At 24.6% G+C, this 16,739-nt stretch carries 14 protein-coding genes and 1 tRNA gene; 14 read left to right on the forward strand and 1 reads right to left on the reverse strand.

The features are described from left to right. The first annotated feature begins 151 nt into the window (after window positions 1-151). The 14 genes from mutS to C7380_RS05345 all read left to right on the forward strand — a co-directional run bounded on the left by mutS (window position 152) and on the right by C7380_RS05345 (window position 16,027). Entirely contained in the window at window positions 152-2,599 is a 2,448-nt protein-coding gene (gene mutS / locus C7380_RS05280) for a DNA mismatch repair protein MutS (protein ID WP_109604447.1), read from the forward strand. Window positions 2,600-2,646: 47 nt separating this feature from the next. Beyond that, window positions 2,647-3,036, forward strand: coding sequence for an Asp23/Gls24 family envelope stress response protein (locus C7380_RS05285; protein WP_158274786.1), 390 nt, complete (start codon window positions 2,647-2,649; stop codon window positions 3,034-3,036). A 2-nt stretch (window positions 3,037-3,038) separates the two neighbouring features. Continuing rightward, complete coding sequence (gene nusB, locus C7380_RS05290; protein ID WP_158274787.1) at window positions 3,039-3,476, forward strand: transcription antitermination factor NusB; 438 nt, start codon at window positions 3,039-3,041, stop codon at window positions 3,474-3,476. Continuing rightward, window positions 3,469-5,307, forward strand: a complete 1,839-nt coding sequence (gene dxs / locus C7380_RS05295; RefSeq protein WP_240597513.1) for a 1-deoxy-D-xylulose-5-phosphate synthase — start codon at window positions 3,469-3,471, stop codon at window positions 5,305-5,307. The genes nusB and dxs overlap by 8 nt, the downstream gene beginning before the upstream one ends. Beyond that, window positions 5,307-5,864, forward strand: a complete 558-nt coding sequence (locus C7380_RS05300) for a hypothetical protein (protein ID WP_109604451.1) — start codon at window positions 5,307-5,309, stop codon at window positions 5,862-5,864. The genes dxs and C7380_RS05300 overlap by 1 nt, the downstream gene beginning before the upstream one ends. Continuing rightward, on the forward strand, window positions 5,861-8,167 hold the full coding sequence (locus C7380_RS05305) for an endonuclease MutS2 (protein WP_109604452.1): 2,307 nt from the start codon (window positions 5,861-5,863) through the stop codon (window positions 8,165-8,167). Before C7380_RS05300 ends, C7380_RS05305 begins: the two co-directional genes overlap by 4 nt. A 5-nt stretch (window positions 8,168-8,172) precedes the next feature. After that, window positions 8,173-10,236, forward strand: coding sequence for a cell division FtsA domain-containing protein (locus C7380_RS05310; RefSeq protein WP_240597516.1), 2,064 nt, complete (start codon window positions 8,173-8,175; stop codon window positions 10,234-10,236). After that, window positions 10,233-10,580, forward strand: coding sequence for a holo-ACP synthase (gene acpS / locus C7380_RS05315; RefSeq protein WP_109604453.1), 348 nt, complete (start codon window positions 10,233-10,235; stop codon window positions 10,578-10,580). The genes C7380_RS05310 and acpS overlap by 4 nt, the downstream gene beginning before the upstream one ends. 8 nt (window positions 10,581-10,588) lie before the next feature. Continuing rightward, window positions 10,589-12,568 carry an NAD-dependent DNA ligase LigA gene (gene ligA / locus C7380_RS05320; protein WP_109604454.1) on the forward strand — a complete coding sequence of 660 codons (1,980 nt, stop codon included), beginning with the start codon at window positions 10,589-10,591 and terminating at the stop codon, window positions 12,566-12,568. 67 nt (window positions 12,569-12,635) lie between these two features. Beyond that, window positions 12,636-13,079: a GatB/YqeY domain-containing protein gene (locus tag C7380_RS05325; RefSeq protein WP_109604455.1), complete on the forward strand. Its 444-nt coding sequence runs from the start codon at window positions 12,636-12,638 to the stop codon at window positions 13,077-13,079. Window positions 13,080-13,083: 4 nt separating this feature from the next. Continuing rightward, on the forward strand, window positions 13,084-14,304 hold the full coding sequence (locus C7380_RS05330; RefSeq protein WP_109604456.1) for a TolB family protein: 1,221 nt from the start codon (window positions 13,084-13,086) through the stop codon (window positions 14,302-14,304). A 9-nt stretch (window positions 14,305-14,313) separates the two neighbouring features. Next, window positions 14,314-14,402: transfer RNA gene (locus C7380_RS05335), tRNA-Leu, on the forward strand. 63 nt (window positions 14,403-14,465) lie between these two features. Beyond that, window positions 14,466-15,410 (forward strand): GAF domain-containing protein, encoded by a 945-nt coding sequence (locus tag C7380_RS13665; protein WP_109604457.1) that lies wholly within the window; start codon window positions 14,466-14,468, stop codon window positions 15,408-15,410. An 8-nt stretch (window positions 15,411-15,418) separates the two neighbouring features. After that, entirely contained in the window at window positions 15,419-16,027 is a 609-nt protein-coding gene (locus C7380_RS05345; protein WP_109604458.1) for an NUDIX hydrolase, read from the forward strand. 21 nt (window positions 16,028-16,048) lie between these two features. Here the strand turns inward: C7380_RS05345 and C7380_RS05350 are convergent, their stop codons facing one another. Next, complete coding sequence (locus C7380_RS05350) at window positions 16,049-16,720, reverse strand: dTMP kinase (protein ID WP_109604459.1); 672 nt, start codon at window positions 16,718-16,720, stop codon at window positions 16,049-16,051. Window positions 16,721-16,739 lie beyond the last annotated feature (19 nt).

A 16,739-nucleotide genomic window follows, 5' to 3' on the forward strand; every position in this document is an offset into this window, starting at 1 on the left:
TAACTACTACCATATTTTATGTTTATTAATTTTTTAATAAATAAAATTTCTTTCATTATTTATTATCTTTTATATTTTTTTGTTTTTTTTAATTTCTATGAATTATCATGAAATATTCACTTAAGCGTATTTTATAGAGGGAGGAAATTTAATGACAGGTTTAACCCCTATGATAAAGCAATATTTAGATATAAAAGAAAATTATAAAGATTCTATACTATTGTTTAGATTAGGAGACTTTTATGAAACTTTTTTTGAAGATGCAAAAATTATAAGTGAAGTTCTTCAAATAGTATTAACCAACAGAAATGGTCATCCTATGGCTGGAATACCTTATCATGCATTAGATAATTATTTAAAAAAAATACTTGATAATGGATATAAAGTTGCTATATGTGAACAAATGGAAGATCCATCTCAAGCAAAAGGTATAGTTAGAAGAGAAGTAACGAGAATAATAACTCCTGGAACTATAATAGAAGATAATATGCTTGATGAATACAATAAATTTTCTTGTTTAATAGACAAAAAAGATGATAAATATATCATAGCTATATTTGATTTTTCAACAGGAGAAATATATCTTGACTCTTTAGATTTAAATGAAAATGAATTGATTGATTTTATAATAAATTATGGGTTTGTCCAAGTTTTAATATCTTTTAGAGTAGAAAATATAAACAAAAAAATAAAAGAAATAAGCAATAGGCTTTATACAGAAAAACTCGATGAATGGTATTTTTCTTCGGATTATAAAAATCATATAAAAGAAAGTTATGATATGCTTAGCATAGATCATTTAGAATACACAAAAGATGAATTAAAAGTTTTAGATGCTGTATTAAAATACCTTGAAATAACCCAATTTCAAAAAATAAAACATTTCAAAATACCAAAGAGATTAAAAAATTTAGAATATATGTTTTTAGATAGTACAACAATATATAATTTAGGTATAGTTCCAAGTCCTGATATAAAAGGAAAAACTCTTTATGATGTATTAAAATATACAAAAACTCCCATGGGAAATAGAAAACTCAGCGATATACTTATAAGGCCTTTAAAAGATAGAAAAAAAATAGAAAGAAGGCTAAATATAGTAGAATCTTTAAAAAATGATGAAATATTGATAAGAGAATTAGATGAATATTTATCATCTATAAGAGATATTGAAAGAATATCTTCAAGAATAGCATTACAAAAAGCTACGCCAAAGGATATTGCTGCTTTAAGAGATTCATTATCTATAATACCTTTTATAGATGACCTTTTAAAAACTAATAAAATATTAAAAGACTATTTTTTAAATGTAGATCTTTTACAGGATTTAAAAGATATGATCGAAAAGACAATATTTGATGAACCTTCATTAGAAATTGGAAAAGGTGAAGTTATAAAACAAGGAATATCTGAAGAACTTGATGAGTATAGAAATCTTACAAAAGATATAGATAAATATTTAAAAGAAATAGAAAATAAAGAAAAATCAAAAACTGGATTAACCTCTTTGAAAATAGGAAGAAATAAAGTTTATGGTTTTTATATAGAAATATCAAAAGCTCAGGCTAAAAATGCTCCAATAGAATATACAAGAAAACAAACTTTAACAAATTCAGAAAGATTTATAACAAAAGAATTGAATGAACTAGAAAAAAAGCTTATAATATCTGAAGAAAAAATAAAAAAAATAGAAAAAGAAATATTTGAAAAATTTATATCAAATATTTCAAGATATGTAAAAAAAATAAAACATCTATCTGAGAAAATAGCAGATGTAGATTATTTTAAATCTTTTGCTATAGCTTCTAAAAAATATAATTATGTTAGACCTATTTTTTCTGATGAAAAAACACATATAAAATCTGGTAGACATCCAATAGTAGAAAATTTTGTTTCAGAATTCACATCGAATGATTTCAGTTTAGACTTAGAAAAAACTTTTATAGTACTTACAGGTCCGAATATGAGTGGTAAATCTACTTATTTAAGACAGATGGGACTTATAAGTATTATGGCCCAATCGGGTTGCTTTGTTCCAGCTGATTATGCAGAATTAAAAATACATGATAGAGTATTTACAAGAATAGGAGCTAAAGATGATATAATAACTGGAAAATCTACATTCTTGATGGAAATGATGGAGATGTCTACAATTTTGAATCAAGCAACTGAAAAATCACTTGTTTTACTCGATGAAGTGGGAAGAGGGACTAGTACTTTAGATGGAATATCCGTTGCTTGGGCTATATCAGAATATATATTTCAAGTTTTAAAATCAACTACAATATTTGCCACACATTATACAGAATTGACTTTATTATGTGATATATATCCAGAAGTTATAACAAAAAGAGTAAAAGTTATGGAAACAAATAATGGAGTAGTATTTCTTCATAAAATAGAAGATGGAGTAAGTGATAATTCTTATGGTATAGAAGTTGCAAGATTAGCAGGATTTCCTTCAGAAATAGTAGAAAGATCAAAAGAGGTACTTGGAAAACTTACCGATAAAGTAGATATAGAAAATAAAATAAAAAGAATGAGAAACATAAGTAAAAAAAAGTATAAAAGGCCTGAAGGACAGTTAAAAATGTTTTAGTTTATGATATAATTAATAAATGAAATTACTAAATGAGGAGGGATAAAATGCCAATAAAAGAGGATAACAATTTTGGTGAAATTACAATATCAGAAAATGTTTTAAGGGATATAACATATAAAACAATAGAAAATTTTCTTATGGAAGAAAAAATATATACAAATAAAGTTCAAAAAGAACTCATGAAGAATATAAAAATAGCAAATAATGATGATGGAAGTTTAAGTGTTTTCTTAAGAATACCCGCAAAATATGGAGAAAATATAGTAGAATTTTCTAAAAAAGCACAAAAAATAATAAAAGAAGAGCTTGAAAAAATGTCTGAAATATTTATAACAAATGTTGATATAAGTATAGAAAATCTTGAATATCCTATGACAGAAGAAAATGAATCCGAGGAAGTTGTAGAAGAAAATAAAGAGAAATGGGATGAATAATATTGAACTTCGAAAAAACTAAAATAAGAGAAGCAATAATCGAAACAATTTTTCAAATAAACTTTTTAGATGTTAGCCTTGAAGAATTAGAAGATACATTTAAAAAAATATCTGATAAAAAAAATATTTCTGAAATACATAAAAAACTTGGCTTAGAATATATAGAAGATATGAATGAATCTATTGAAGAAATAGATAAGAGTATAAAAAGATATTTAAAAAATTGGAAATTTGAGAGAATAGGAAATATAGAAAAAAGTATATTGAGATTATCAATATACGAAATGTATTATAGAGATGACATACCATTTAAAGTTTCAATAGATGAGTCATTGAAGATACTTGAAAAGTATGGAGATGATAAATCCATAAAGTTTGTTAATGGAATACTCGATTCTTTTGCAAAAGAGAATATAGTCGGAGCTGATAATGATGAATGAAGAGCATCTATATCATGACCTATATAAAATGGATTATGAACAATTAGACCTTCTTGCTCAAAAAATGAGAAAATATATAATGGAAACAGTATACTCAAATAATGGGCATTTAGCTTCTAATTTCGGGGTTGTTGAGTTAACTTTGGCACTCTACAGAGTATTCAATCCAGAAGAAGATGTTGTGATATGGGATACCAGTCATCAATCGTATGTACATAAATTATTGACTGGCAGATGGGAAGAGTTTAAAACTCTAAGAAGAATGAATGGAATAAGTGGTTTTACAAATATACATGAATCAAAATATGATAAATTTGGCGCAGGGCATGCTGGAACATCAATTTCAGCTGCTCTGGGCTATTTTATTGGTGATAAGTGTAATGACAAAAAACGAAATATAATATCAATAATTGGTGATGGTGCTTTTACATGTGGCATGGCTTTGGAATCTTTAAATCAATTAAAATATATGAACAGTAATGTAAAAATAATATTAAATTCAAATGATATGTCTATATCTCCAAATGTTGGAAGTTTATCAACTATGCTATCAAAAATAAGAATGAAAAAAAATTATAAAGATATAAAAAAGAATATGAAAGATATGCTAAATGATTCTGAAATAGGTCAAGATCTTGAATTGGTTTTAAAAAGATTAAAAGATGCAGTGAAATATACTATATATAGTGAACCCATAGGTTTTTTTGAAGATCTTGGAATAAAATATTATGGACCAGTTGATGGACATAATATTAGAGATTTAGAGCTTTTTTTGAGACTTTTAAAAGATCATGAAGATGGTCCAGCTGTTCTACATGTACTCACAACAAAAGGCAAAGGTTTTGAAAATGCTGAAAAAAATCCAGATAAATTTCATGGAGTTTCAAAAAAGACTAATAATCAAAATCTTAGTTATTCTAAAATAGTTGGGCATACATTAAGTTATATTCAAAAAGAAAATTTTATTACTTTTACTGCGGCGATGAAAGATGGAACGGGATTAGACATATTAGAAAAGACGAATCCAAATAAAATAATTGATATGGGAATAACAGAACCATCAATAGTTACAACAGCAGCAGCAACTTCGCTTGCGGGAGTTTATCCAGTTGTTGATATTTATTCAACATTTATGCAAAGAGCTTTTGATTCAATAATACATGATGTTGCATTACAAGGAATTCCAGGGTTATACCTTCTGGATAGAGCTGGTTTAGTTGGAGAAGATGGCCCAACTCATCATGGAGTTTTTGATATTTCATATTTAAGATTAATTCCACAAATAGAAATATTGACTCCATTAAATGGTCAAGATCTTGCCAATATGATTTATACATCTGTAAAAGAAAAACCTTCTAAACCAAGATTTATAAGATTTCCAAAAGAATCAACTACAAAAACTGTAGATGAAATATTGTTAAATTTAAAAAATATAAATTTAAATTGGAAATACATAAAAACTTCAAATAATAATACTTATGTACTTGCAGTTGGAACTATATCAAATACTGTAAAAAAAGCTTTAAAAGATTATGATTTAAATATAATAGGTGTTAGAAGTATAAAACCTTTAGATCAATATGTAATAAATGATTTAAAAGAAAATGCTGATAAAATAATAATTTATGAAGAAAATGCTGAAAAGGGTGGTTTTAATGAAGAAATATACAAACTTTTAAAAGGCAAAGATATTTATAACTATGGAATAAAAGATGAATTTATAACTCATGGTTCAAGAAAAGAGTTATTATCATTATGTGGACTTGATGAACAAAGTATAAAAAATCAAATTGAAAGTATTATGAATATAAATAATAAGAAGGTGAAATGATGAAAAAAATAATAGTTTTCACGATACTTAGTTTATTAGCTTTAGTAACATTCTCAAATGAAATATTTTTCAATGCTGATTATTCTTTAACACATCAGGCAACATCTAGCTCTAATCAAGAATTATACCAAGGAAAATATAATTTCGACTATATGGGTGGAAGAGTATCATATCTTTTTAGCACAGATGATACAAATGAAATAAAATATGGCCCATATTTAGGACTTTTTTATAATTATAAAATTGCTGATGGATCTCCATTAAGTATTGTTAATGAAAATATAGAAATGATAGGATTAGAATTAGGTTTAAATGTAAAATATTCGGCAACATTATTTAAAGATATAAATTTTTCTATAATAGCCTATGGAGGTGTAAATTCTATAGATTATTTAAAGACCTTTTCAACTGAAATACTTGTTGGCGCAGGGTTAAATTATAAGAATTTTTATATAAGTTCTGGATATGAGACGAGATATTATAAAAACGGGAAAGATAATTCTTATACAGTAGTTAATTATTTTCCCATACAAATAGGGGTGACTTATACATTTTGAAAAAAGAATTTCTTGATTTAGAATTAAATAAAACATTAGAAAAAATATCTGAATATACTCATACAAAATATGGTAAAGATTATTTAAAAAATGAAATCAAATTTTATGATGATTATAAAATATTAAAGCGGGAAATAGAAATTTCCCGAAGTTTTTTTATATTATATCAACAAGGTTTTTTAGATTTAAGAGGTACTGATTATATAAAAGAGATAATAGAAAATATAAAAAATAATTTAAATATAGAAATAAGAGATTATAGAATAATTGCTAATTTTCATTCTAAAATAAAAATATTTATAAAAGAAAATAAAAATTATTTAGATCCGATTACAGAAGAAATATTATCGAAATTAAATCCAATGGATGAGTTTGTTAATTATATATATGGAATAATAAATGAAGATGATCAAATTGATGATAATGCTACTTCAACATTATCATCAATAAGAAAAAATCTTAATAAAACAAAATCAAGAATAATACAAAATTACAATAAATTAAAAAATCAATATTCTAAATATTTAAGTTTAGATCAACCAATATATAAAAATGGAAGACTTTGTTTATGTGTAAGTTCTACATACAGAAGAAATGTAAATGGTATAGTTGTTGGTAGGTCAGATTCTGGGAATAGTTTGTATATAGAACCATCTATAATAGCGCAATTAAATGAAGAAATAATAATACTTGAGAATGAAGAAAAAGCAGAAATATCAAGAATTTTAAGTGAATTAAGGTTTAAAATTAATAAAAAAATGAAAACGATAGAAAATAATATATTTTGGATTTCTTATATAGATTATCAAATAACTAAAACAAGATATGCTTTAGATAATTATGGCGATTTTTTCTTACCATCTGAAAAAACAAGAAATATAAAATTTAGTGAACTGAAACATCCATTAATTTCAAAAAATGATATGATACCTATAAATATAGATTTAAAAAAGAATGGAATTATAATAACTGGACCAAATACAGGTGGAAAAACAGTAACATTGAAGTCAATAGGCTTAGCATTTATAATGGCTCATATGTCTTTACCTGTTTTAAGTGTAAAAGCAGAAATGCCCTTTATAAAAAATATATTTACTGATATAGGTGATGAACAAAGTATATCTCAAAATTTATCAACTTTTTCTTCACATCTAAAAAATTTAAAAATAATACTTGAAGAAGCAGATGAAAAATCTATTGTAATAATTGATGAACTTGGAACTGGAACAGATCCTATAGAAGGTGCTGCATTAGGAATATCCATAATAAAAAACTTAATAGAAAAAAACTCACTTATATTTATAACTTCTCATTTATCTGAAATAAAAACATATTCATTAAATCAAGAAAATTTAATATCTGCCTCGATGTCTTTTGATATAAACTCATTAAAACCAACCTATGTATTACAAGTAGGTGTTCCAGGAGCTTCACATGCAATTGAAATAGCTCAAAGGATGGGTTTTCCAGATGAAGTAATAGAACAGGCTAAAAATAATCTTGGAAATGAGTACAAACAGACAGAAAATGTTTACAAAGAACTTGGAGATATATATTCTGAAATAGAACAAGCAAGAAAATTAAAAAATGAAGAATTAAAAGAATTGAGTAAATTAAAAGAAGAATATGAAGAAAAATATGAAAAAGTAAAAAATAAAGAAATAGAAAAAATTGATAAGGAAATAAAAAATTCAAAACAAATTTTAAAAGAAACAAAAAATGAAATAGAAAAAATTCTTTCTAATATAAAAAAATATAAAGAAAAAGATTATCAAGAAGTGAAAAATAAATTAAAAGAAATAGAAAAAATGAATGAAAATTTAAACAAAATAGGTAAAAAAGAAAAAATAGAAAATAAAAAATATTCTTTTAAAGAAAATATGATAGTACTTGCTCCAGGAAATAATAAGGCAAAAATAGTAAAAATAGAAAAAAACAAAGCTAGGTTAAAATTTTTTAATCTTCCTGTTGAAATGACTTATGATTTAAATGAACTAAAACCTATCAAAAAAGAAGAAAAAAGTAAAGAATATACATCATCCATAAGTACAAATGTAAAAACTTTTAAACCTGAAATAGACATAAGAGGATATACAGTATTAGATGCCATTCCAGAAATAGAAAATTTAATATCTGATTTATTAACATATAGAATGGAACATGGATATATAATACATGGAAAAGGAACTGGAAAACTTGCAGAAGGAATATGGGAATATTTAAGAAAATGCAAAGATATAAAGAGTTTTAGAATAGGTAAAGCAGGAGAAGGCGGAACAGGTGTAACTGTTGTGGAGGTGTAATAAAAATGATATTCAGTTTAGATGTCGGAACAAGAACCCTCATAGGAGTAATTGCTGAATTAGATAAAGATGAAAAACTAATAATAAAAGATAGTATAATTCAAGAACATGAAAATAGAGCTATGATGGATGGGCAGATTCATGATGTTCATAAAGTGGCTAAAGGTGTACAAAAAATAATAGAAAAATTCAAAGAAAATGGATTTACAGATCTTAAAAATGTAGCTGTAGCTCTTGCTGGAAGATTTTTAATTACATCTACTGGAGAATATACGCAAGATATTTCTACAGAAGGATATATAGAAAAAGAATTAGTTAAAAAAATGGAATTAGAAGCCGTAAAAAGAGCAACAGAAAATCTTGATTATTCAAAAGGAATGTATTGTGTTGGTTATTCTGTTTTATATTATGAATTAGATGAAGAATGGATAAAACATTTAGAAGGCCAAAAAGGAAACAAAGCTAATGTAAAAGTGATATCAGCTTTTTTACCAAAAAATGTAGTTGAAGCTATGATGTCTGTATTAGAAAAAAACAGTTTAAATCCAGTTCATATAACCCTTGAACCTATAGCAGCTATAAATCTTGTAGTTCCAGAAGATCTCAGAAATCTTAATATAGCGATGATAGATGTAGGTGCTGGTACTTCAGATATAGCAATATCTAATGAAGGAACCATAAAAGCATATGGGATGGTGCCTATAGCTGGTGATGAAATAACAGAAGCAATATCAAAAGAACTATTAATAGATTTTTCAACGGCAGAAAAAATAAAAAAAGAACTTTCAATTAATGAAGAGTTTACATATAAAGATATATTAGATTTTGAACAAAAAACAGATAAAAAAAATATAGAAAAAATAATAAATCCAATTATAGAAAATGCTGCAGTAGAAATATCTGAAAAAATAATAGAACTTAATGGTAAACCACCAGTAGCTGTAATGATAGTTGGTGGTGGTGGAAAAGTACTTGGTTTCAAAGAAAAAATAGCAGAAAAACTAGGATTGCCAGAAAATAGAGTTGCTTTAAAAGATATAGAAACAATAAAAGATATAATATATTTAAAAGAACCACTTATTGGAAGTGAATATATAACGCCAGTGGGAATTGCAAATTCTGCTTTAAAAAGAGAAGGAAATGTATTCAATCATGTAAAAATAAATGGAACTACGATAAATATGATGATGATAGGAACAGATTTAAATGTGATGCAAGTTCTTTTACAATATGGATATTCAATATCTCAATTAATAGGAGTTCCTTCAAATGCAATAACGTACGAATTAAATGGTGAATTTAAAATAAAAAAAGGTAATATGGGAAAAGAAGCATTGATAAAAATAAACAATCAAATAGCAAATTTAAAATCAAAAATTAAACCTGGAGATGAAATAGAAGTAGGAGTTCCTGAAAAGGGAGAACCTTTAGAACTCAAAATTAAAGATATAATAAACCCAATAAACATTACAATAAATGGAATAAAAAAAGAACTATATCCAAAAGTAAAAATAAATGGAAAAGATTTAAATATGAACGAAAAAATAAAAGATGGAGATAAATTAGAAACTAAAAATCCCAAAGTGTATGAAGTTTTAGATGAAAAAAGTTCAACCATTATATTCACAATAAATGGAAAAACTTATGAAACATCATCTAATATTGTTATTATAAAGAATGATGAAATTATAGATGAAAACAATGAAATAAAAAACAATGATAGTATAATATTAAAAGCTGTGGACATGCCACAGATAAAAAAATTCTTAGATATAAAACTTAAAAGTCGAAAAATTATATTCAATGAAGAATTAATAGAATTGAATGAACAAAAAATATTAATAAAAAAATCTGGAAAACAAATTTCAGAAAATTCTAAAATAGAAAATAATGCAAACTATACGGTTGATATACAAGAAATACAACCAAATATAATAAGCTTATTTTCACATCTTTCAATGGATGTAAAAAATGTAAAAAATTATCGACTCATGATAAATGGAAAAGAAGCTAAATCATTTATGACAATTCTGGAAGATGGAGATAAAGTTAGGTTTGATTATAAATGATAATTTCTATAGGAACAGACATAATAAAAATAGATAGAATGAATACAAAATTATCTGAAAAAATTCTTAGTGAAAATGAAAAAAAAATATATATTAAAATAAATTCTGAGAAAAGAAAAAAAGAATTTTTAAGTGGAAGATTCTCTTTAAAAGAGTCTATAATAAAAGCTATAGGTCATTCTTTAATTATGAAAGATATTAGTATTTTAAATGATGAAAAAGGCAAACCCTATCTTGAAAAACAATCTCAAGAAATAATAAAATTACAGGATTTTAATGTTCATTTAAGTATAAGTCATGAAAAAGAATATGCAGTAACTTTTGTAATAATAGAAAAGCAATGAGGTGAAATATGAATAAAAAAGAAAAATATGAAGAATTAAAAAATAAAATAAATTATCATAATAATAAATATTATATAGAGAATGATCCTGAAATAACAGATGAAGAATATGATAAAATATTTTCTGAACTTTTAAAAATTGAAAAAGAAAATCCTGAATATAAGACATTAGATTCACCTTCTCAAAGAGTGGGAGGCTTAAAGAATGAAAATTTTGAAAAAATACAACATACAATTCCAATGTTATCCCTTGACAATACTTATAATAGTGAAGAAATAATTGATTTTGATAGAAGAATTCAAAAAAATTTAAATGAACAATATGAGTATATATGTGAATTAAAAATAGATGGTGTATCAATATCATTAAAATATGAAAATGGTATATTAATAAGGGCATTAACAAGAGGAAATGGAAGTATAGGAGAAGATATAACTCAAAATGTAAAAACTATAATGAGTATACCATTAAAATTAAAAGAAAATATAAATATTGAAGTACGTGGCGAAATATTTATGAAAAATTTAGAATTTGAGAAAATAAATAAATTTAGAGAATCAAGAGGATTAAATATATTTGCTAATCCAAGAAATGCAACAGCTGGAACTTTAAAACTATTAGATACTTCTGAAGTTGCAAAAAGGAAAATGGATTCTTATATATATTATATAGTAAACAAAGAAGAGCTTGATATAAAAAATCAAGAATCAGCATTAAAAAAGCTCGAAGAACTTGGATTTAAAGTAAATGAAAATAATAAAAAGGCTTTAAATATACAACAAGTTATAGAATATTGGGAATTATGGAATAAAAACAGAAAAAAACTTGAATACGAAGCTGATGGTATAGTTGTAAAAATAAATAATTTTGATCAGCAAAGGAATTTAGGAGAAACAGTTAGATCACCGAGATGGGCAATAGCTTTTAAATTTCAGGCAGAAACAAAGACAACAAAAATAAATGAAATAAAATTACAAGTAGGTAGTACAGGAATAATAACTCCTGTAGCAGAATTAGAACCTATTAAACTTGAAGGTACAATAGTAAAAAGATGTTCTTTACACAACTTTGAATATATAAAATTAAAAGATATAAAAGAAAAAGATACGGTAGTAATTCAAAAAGCGGGAGGAATAATTCCTCAAATAGTTAATGTTGTAAAAGAAAAAAGAACTGGAAAAGAAATAAAAGTAGAAGAACCTTTAAGATGTCCTGTATGTAATTCCGAAACAGGAAAATTAAATCCTAGTGAAGTAGCCATAAGATGTTTAAACCCATTGTGTCCTGAAAAACTTGCAAGAAGTCTGGAAAAATTTGTATCGAGAGAAGCCATGAATATTGAAGGATTAGGTCCAAAATTAATAAAAAGAATGGTAGAAGCTAAAATAATAAAAGATATATCAGATATATATTATATAAAAGATACAGACCTCTTTTCATTGGGTGAAGGGATTGGAGAAAAAACTGTAGAAAATCTTTTAAAGGAAATAGAAAAATCAAAAAATCAATCTCTTGAATATGTTTTAAATGGTCTTGGTATACCATTAGTAGGCAAAAAAACAGCTAAAGATTTATCAAAATATTTCAAAAATATAGATAATATAAAAAATTCTAATACAGATAAATTAAAAGAAGTTGATGGTATTGGAGAAGATATTGCTAAATCTTTAAAAATATTTTTTGAAGAAGAAATAACACAAAAAATATTAAATAAATTAAAAAATGCAGGAATAAACTTTGAATACAAAAATGGACAAGAAAATGGAATACTAATAAATACAATAATTTCTCAAACTGGAACTCTAAAAAATATGTCAAGAAAAGAATTTTCAGATTATATAGAAAAAAAAGGTGGAATATTTTCATCAAGCGTAACTAAAAAAGTAGATATACTTGTGATCGGAGAAAATCCAGGTTCGAAACTTGAAAAAGCCAGAAAATATCAAATACCTGTAATGGAAGAAGATGAATTTTTTAATAAATATTAAACTCAAACTACAAAAAATGAGATTATAATATAAATAGAAAATATCAAATAAAGATGGAGGTAATAATATGATAAAAAAACAAATAATGGAAGATCTAAAAAAATACATGAAGGAAAAAAATAAAATAGCTTTAAATGCTGTAAAACTTTTAAATAATGAAATTAAAAATTTAGAAAAAGAAAGACAAGAAGAATTAAAAGAAGATGAAATAATAAAAATAGTACAAAAACAAATAAAAATGAGAAATGATTCAATAGAACAATATAATAAAGCCGGAAGATCAGAACTTGCTGAAAATGAAGAAGAAGAAATTAAATATATTTCAAAATATATGCCGGAACAATTAGATGATGAAGAACTTGAAAAAATAATAAAAAATTGTATAGAAGAACTTGGTGGAGAAATTACACCTAAAGAATTTGGAAAATTAATGGGAAAAGTAATGCCAAAAGTTAAAGGAAAGGCAGATGGAACTAGGGTAAATAAAATAGTAAAAAAGTTGGTGGGTTAATTAGATGAAAAAAACTTTAATTTTTATATTATTTATTTTATTCTATTCTATGGTTTATTCTTCAGGGGTAATAAAAGCTAATTTAGGGATTAAAACATTAACAAATACTTTTATAGAACGATCAATAATAGAAAAAATATCAAATCTAGCTCAAAAATCATATAATATAAAATTAATAAATAAAAAACAAAAAGCAAATCCAACTAAAGATGCAACAAATACCTATGAAGAAATTAAAAATGATTATTATGGAGGATATGATGCATTTATAACTCTTAGTACAGATTCTTCGATGACTTTTATAAATTATTCCATAGAAATAAAGAATAAAAATTTTCAATATATAAAATCTATAGAGGATAATAAAGAGTGGGTTGAAAAATTTAGTGTTGATATATTAGAAGAACTTGCAGTAAAAAGATTTTATTTAGATAAATCATGGAATATACTTCAACTGACATATTATGAAGGGGTGGATGAATACTCATATTTTGATGATGATAAATTATATTTTATAAGTGACAGATATATAAAAAATAGAGAAGTTTATATATGGGATTTCATGAAATCAAAAAAAGATAAAATAAAATTAGAACTTTCATCAGAATATTTTCCTCAAGCTTCTATAAATCATAAAAAAATAGTATTTCAATCGACAATGTTTGGAAAATGGGATATAGTAATATATGATTTAGAAAATGAAGAATTTAAAAGAATAACATCTGAAAATGAGAATGGATATTCTCCATATTTTTGGGATCAAAACACGATATTATACACAGCAAATGATAAAAAATCAAAATATACACAAATTTGGAAATATGATATAAATACAGGAGAAAAAACTCAAATAACAGATCAACAAAAACTTGTTATTTTTAGACCAACAAAATATGAAGAAAATAAAATACTTTTTTATGCGACAAATTTAGAAACTGCTAACTCAAGTATATATTATATAGAAAATGGTGAAATAATAAATCTATTTAAAAATGATAATAATCAATCCGATAATTGGTCAAACAAAAATGGAGAAATAGTATATTCCCAATTTACTGATGGGAATTATAAAATATTTTATCATTATGAAAACATGGAAAAAAATCTAACATATACAATAAAAGATGATTGTTATTATCCTATGATAACAGAAAATGGTGAATATGTTTTTTTTAGTTTATATTATGGCGATAGTGAACCGGACATATATATAATAAGACTATAACAAATAAAAGCCGGAATGGCGGAATTGGTAGACGCGTAAGATTCAGAATCTTATAGATAATAAAGTCTGTGCGGGTTCAAGTCCCACTTCCGGCACCAAACAATGGCAGACATCGATAAAAGTCTGCTATTTTTTATAAATTTTATATAAGAGGTGAAAATATGAGAAGTGTATTCAAAGATAAAACAAATACTTTTTTTGAAATACTCACATATAATCTTTTTGATTGGGATAAAGCATGGCAAAAATATAAAGAAAATAATTATGAAATAATAAATTATTATCAAAATAAAAATAAAATAAATGATATAGAAGCTTCAGAAAAACTAAAAAAGATGGGAAGAAGATATTTAGATAAAGCTTTTTGGTTTAGAGAACCAATAATAAATGAAATAAAATCAAATATAATAAATATGATAACTCAAAATACAGAAAAATTTGAATTAAATAGAGCTGATTATACAATAGAAATTTTGGGATTATTTGGTGAAAAACCTCATCAATTTATAGAAACCTATAAGGGAAATATAATAGTAATAGACTTTATGTATTTCTATAATCATAAAGATGAAATAACTCTCGAAGAAATAATAAAAAATGCAATAAATGATTATTTAAAAAATATAAAATATGATGAAAAAAGGAAAATATTTTGGGTTTTAATAGATAATATAAAAAAAATAATAAACGATAATCCAAAGAATATGAAAAATGCAATGGAAAAGATTTGCAAAATAATAGATAAAAAATTAGACTATTACAATTGGATAGGTTTTTACATGGTTGGAAAGCAAAAAGACATATTAGAACTGGGACCATATATTGGTGAACCAACAGAGCATTTAAATATAAAATTTGGTGAAGGGATATGTGGACAAGCTGCTTCAACAGAAAAAACATTCATAATATCTGATGTAAACAAAGAAAAAAATTATTTATCTTGTTCAGAAAAAACAAAATCAGAAATAGTTGTTCCCATATTTAATAAAAAGGGAAAAGTTGTTGGTGAAATAGATATAGATTCACACAAAATATCACCTTTCGATGAAAAAGACAAACAATTTTTGGAAGAAGTTTCTGACATGATAAAAAAACAGTATTTTTAGGTGAAAATATGAAAAAAAATGAGTTCATTAATAAAATAAATAATTTTCAATCAAAACATTTGGGAATAAAAAATAAATATGCTGTTTTAATTCCTTTGATAGAAATAAATGAACAACTTCATATAATATATGAAATAAGATCAAAAAAATTAAAAACTCAACCAGGAGAAGTATCATTTCCTGGAGGAAAAATTGAAAAAGGAGAATCTCCTTTAGAAGCAACTATTAGAGAAACTCAAGAAGAGTTGTTAATAAAAAAAGAAGATATAAGAATAATATCAGAAGGGGATATTTTAATATCGCCATATAATTTTTTATTATACTCTTATATAGGTATAATAGAAAAAGATTTAAGAGATATAAATCCATCAAAAGATGAAGTAGATCATATATTTACAGTACCAATTGATTATTTTATAAATGAAAAACCTCAAAAATATATTATAAATATAGATACAAATACTGAAAAAAATTTTCCATATCATTTAATACCAGAAGGTGAAAAATATAATTGGAGAAAAGGCATATATCCTGTATATTTTTATAAATATAAAAATTATATAATATGGGGAATGACTGCAAGATTTACAAAAGAGATGATAAAAAGAATAAAATAAACAGGAATATATTATTCCTGTTTATTTTATATATTTAATAACATAATTAAATATTTCATTTGATATATCTTCTTGAGATCTTAAATTATTGTTTTCAACACAATTTATTATATGCCAATTATATTTTTTTGCTATATATTTAGAATTATCATAAGTAATTTTCAAATAATCTAAATTTTTTTCATGGATATCTTCAACTTTAGATTTAGCTTTTCTTTCTTCTAATAATTTAAATGAAAATTCTATAGGAACATCTAAAAATATAACTAAATCTGGTATAGGAAGTTTCATTTTATTGAACTCTAAATCCCATAACCAATTTAAAAACAAATTTTTTTCATCAAGATTATCATATTTAGAACCTTGATGAACCATATTAGACGTAGTATATCTATCAGCAAGAACAAGACCTCTATTGACATAAAAAGACTCCCATTCTTTTTTAAAAGAAGCATATCTATCAACAGCAAAAAAAGTTGAAGAAGTATAAGGATCTACATCATTTGGATTTTCTCCAAATTCACCATTTAAATACATTTTTACCAAAGCTGAAGAATTACTATCATAATTTGGATATTCAACTTTCATACAATTAAAATCAAAATCCTTGAGTTTATCAAAAAGTAACTTTGTTTGAGTAGCCTTTCCACTAGAATCTGAGCCAGATTCAATAACAATTAATTTGCCTTTCAAAGAAAATTCCTCCTCCAAG

This window comes from Oceanotoga teriensis, assembly GCF_003148465.1.
Lineage (GTDB): Bacteria > Thermotogota > Thermotogae > Petrotogales > Petrotogaceae > Oceanotoga > Oceanotoga teriensis.

Coding starts and splice junctions, on each gene's coding strand:
- mutS (WP_109604447.1), top strand. CDS start 152: ATGACAGGTTTAACCCCTATGATAAAGCAATATTTAGATATAAAAGAA.
- C7380_RS05285 (WP_158274786.1), top strand. CDS start 2,647: ATGCCAATAAAAGAGGATAACAATTTTGGTGAAATTACAATATCAGAA.
- dxs (WP_240597513.1), top strand. CDS start 3,469: ATGAATGAAGAGCATCTATATCATGACCTATATAAAATGGATTATGAA.
- C7380_RS05300 (WP_109604451.1), top strand. CDS start 5,307: ATGAAAAAAATAATAGTTTTCACGATACTTAGTTTATTAGCTTTAGTA.
- C7380_RS05310 (WP_240597516.1), top strand. CDS start 8,173: ATGATATTCAGTTTAGATGTCGGAACAAGAACCCTCATAGGAGTAATT.
- acpS (WP_109604453.1), top strand. CDS start 10,233: ATGATAATTTCTATAGGAACAGACATAATAAAAATAGATAGAATGAAT.
- ligA (WP_109604454.1), top strand. CDS start 10,589: ATGAATAAAAAAGAAAAATATGAAGAATTAAAAAATAAAATAAATTAT.
- C7380_RS05325 (WP_109604455.1), top strand. CDS start 12,636: ATGATAAAAAAACAAATAATGGAAGATCTAAAAAAATACATGAAGGAA.
- C7380_RS05330 (WP_109604456.1), top strand. CDS start 13,084: ATGAAAAAAACTTTAATTTTTATATTATTTATTTTATTCTATTCTATG.
- C7380_RS13665 (WP_109604457.1), top strand. CDS start 14,466: ATGAGAAGTGTATTCAAAGATAAAACAAATACTTTTTTTGAAATACTC.
- C7380_RS05345 (WP_109604458.1), top strand. CDS start 15,419: ATGAAAAAAAATGAGTTCATTAATAAAATAAATAATTTTCAATCAAAA.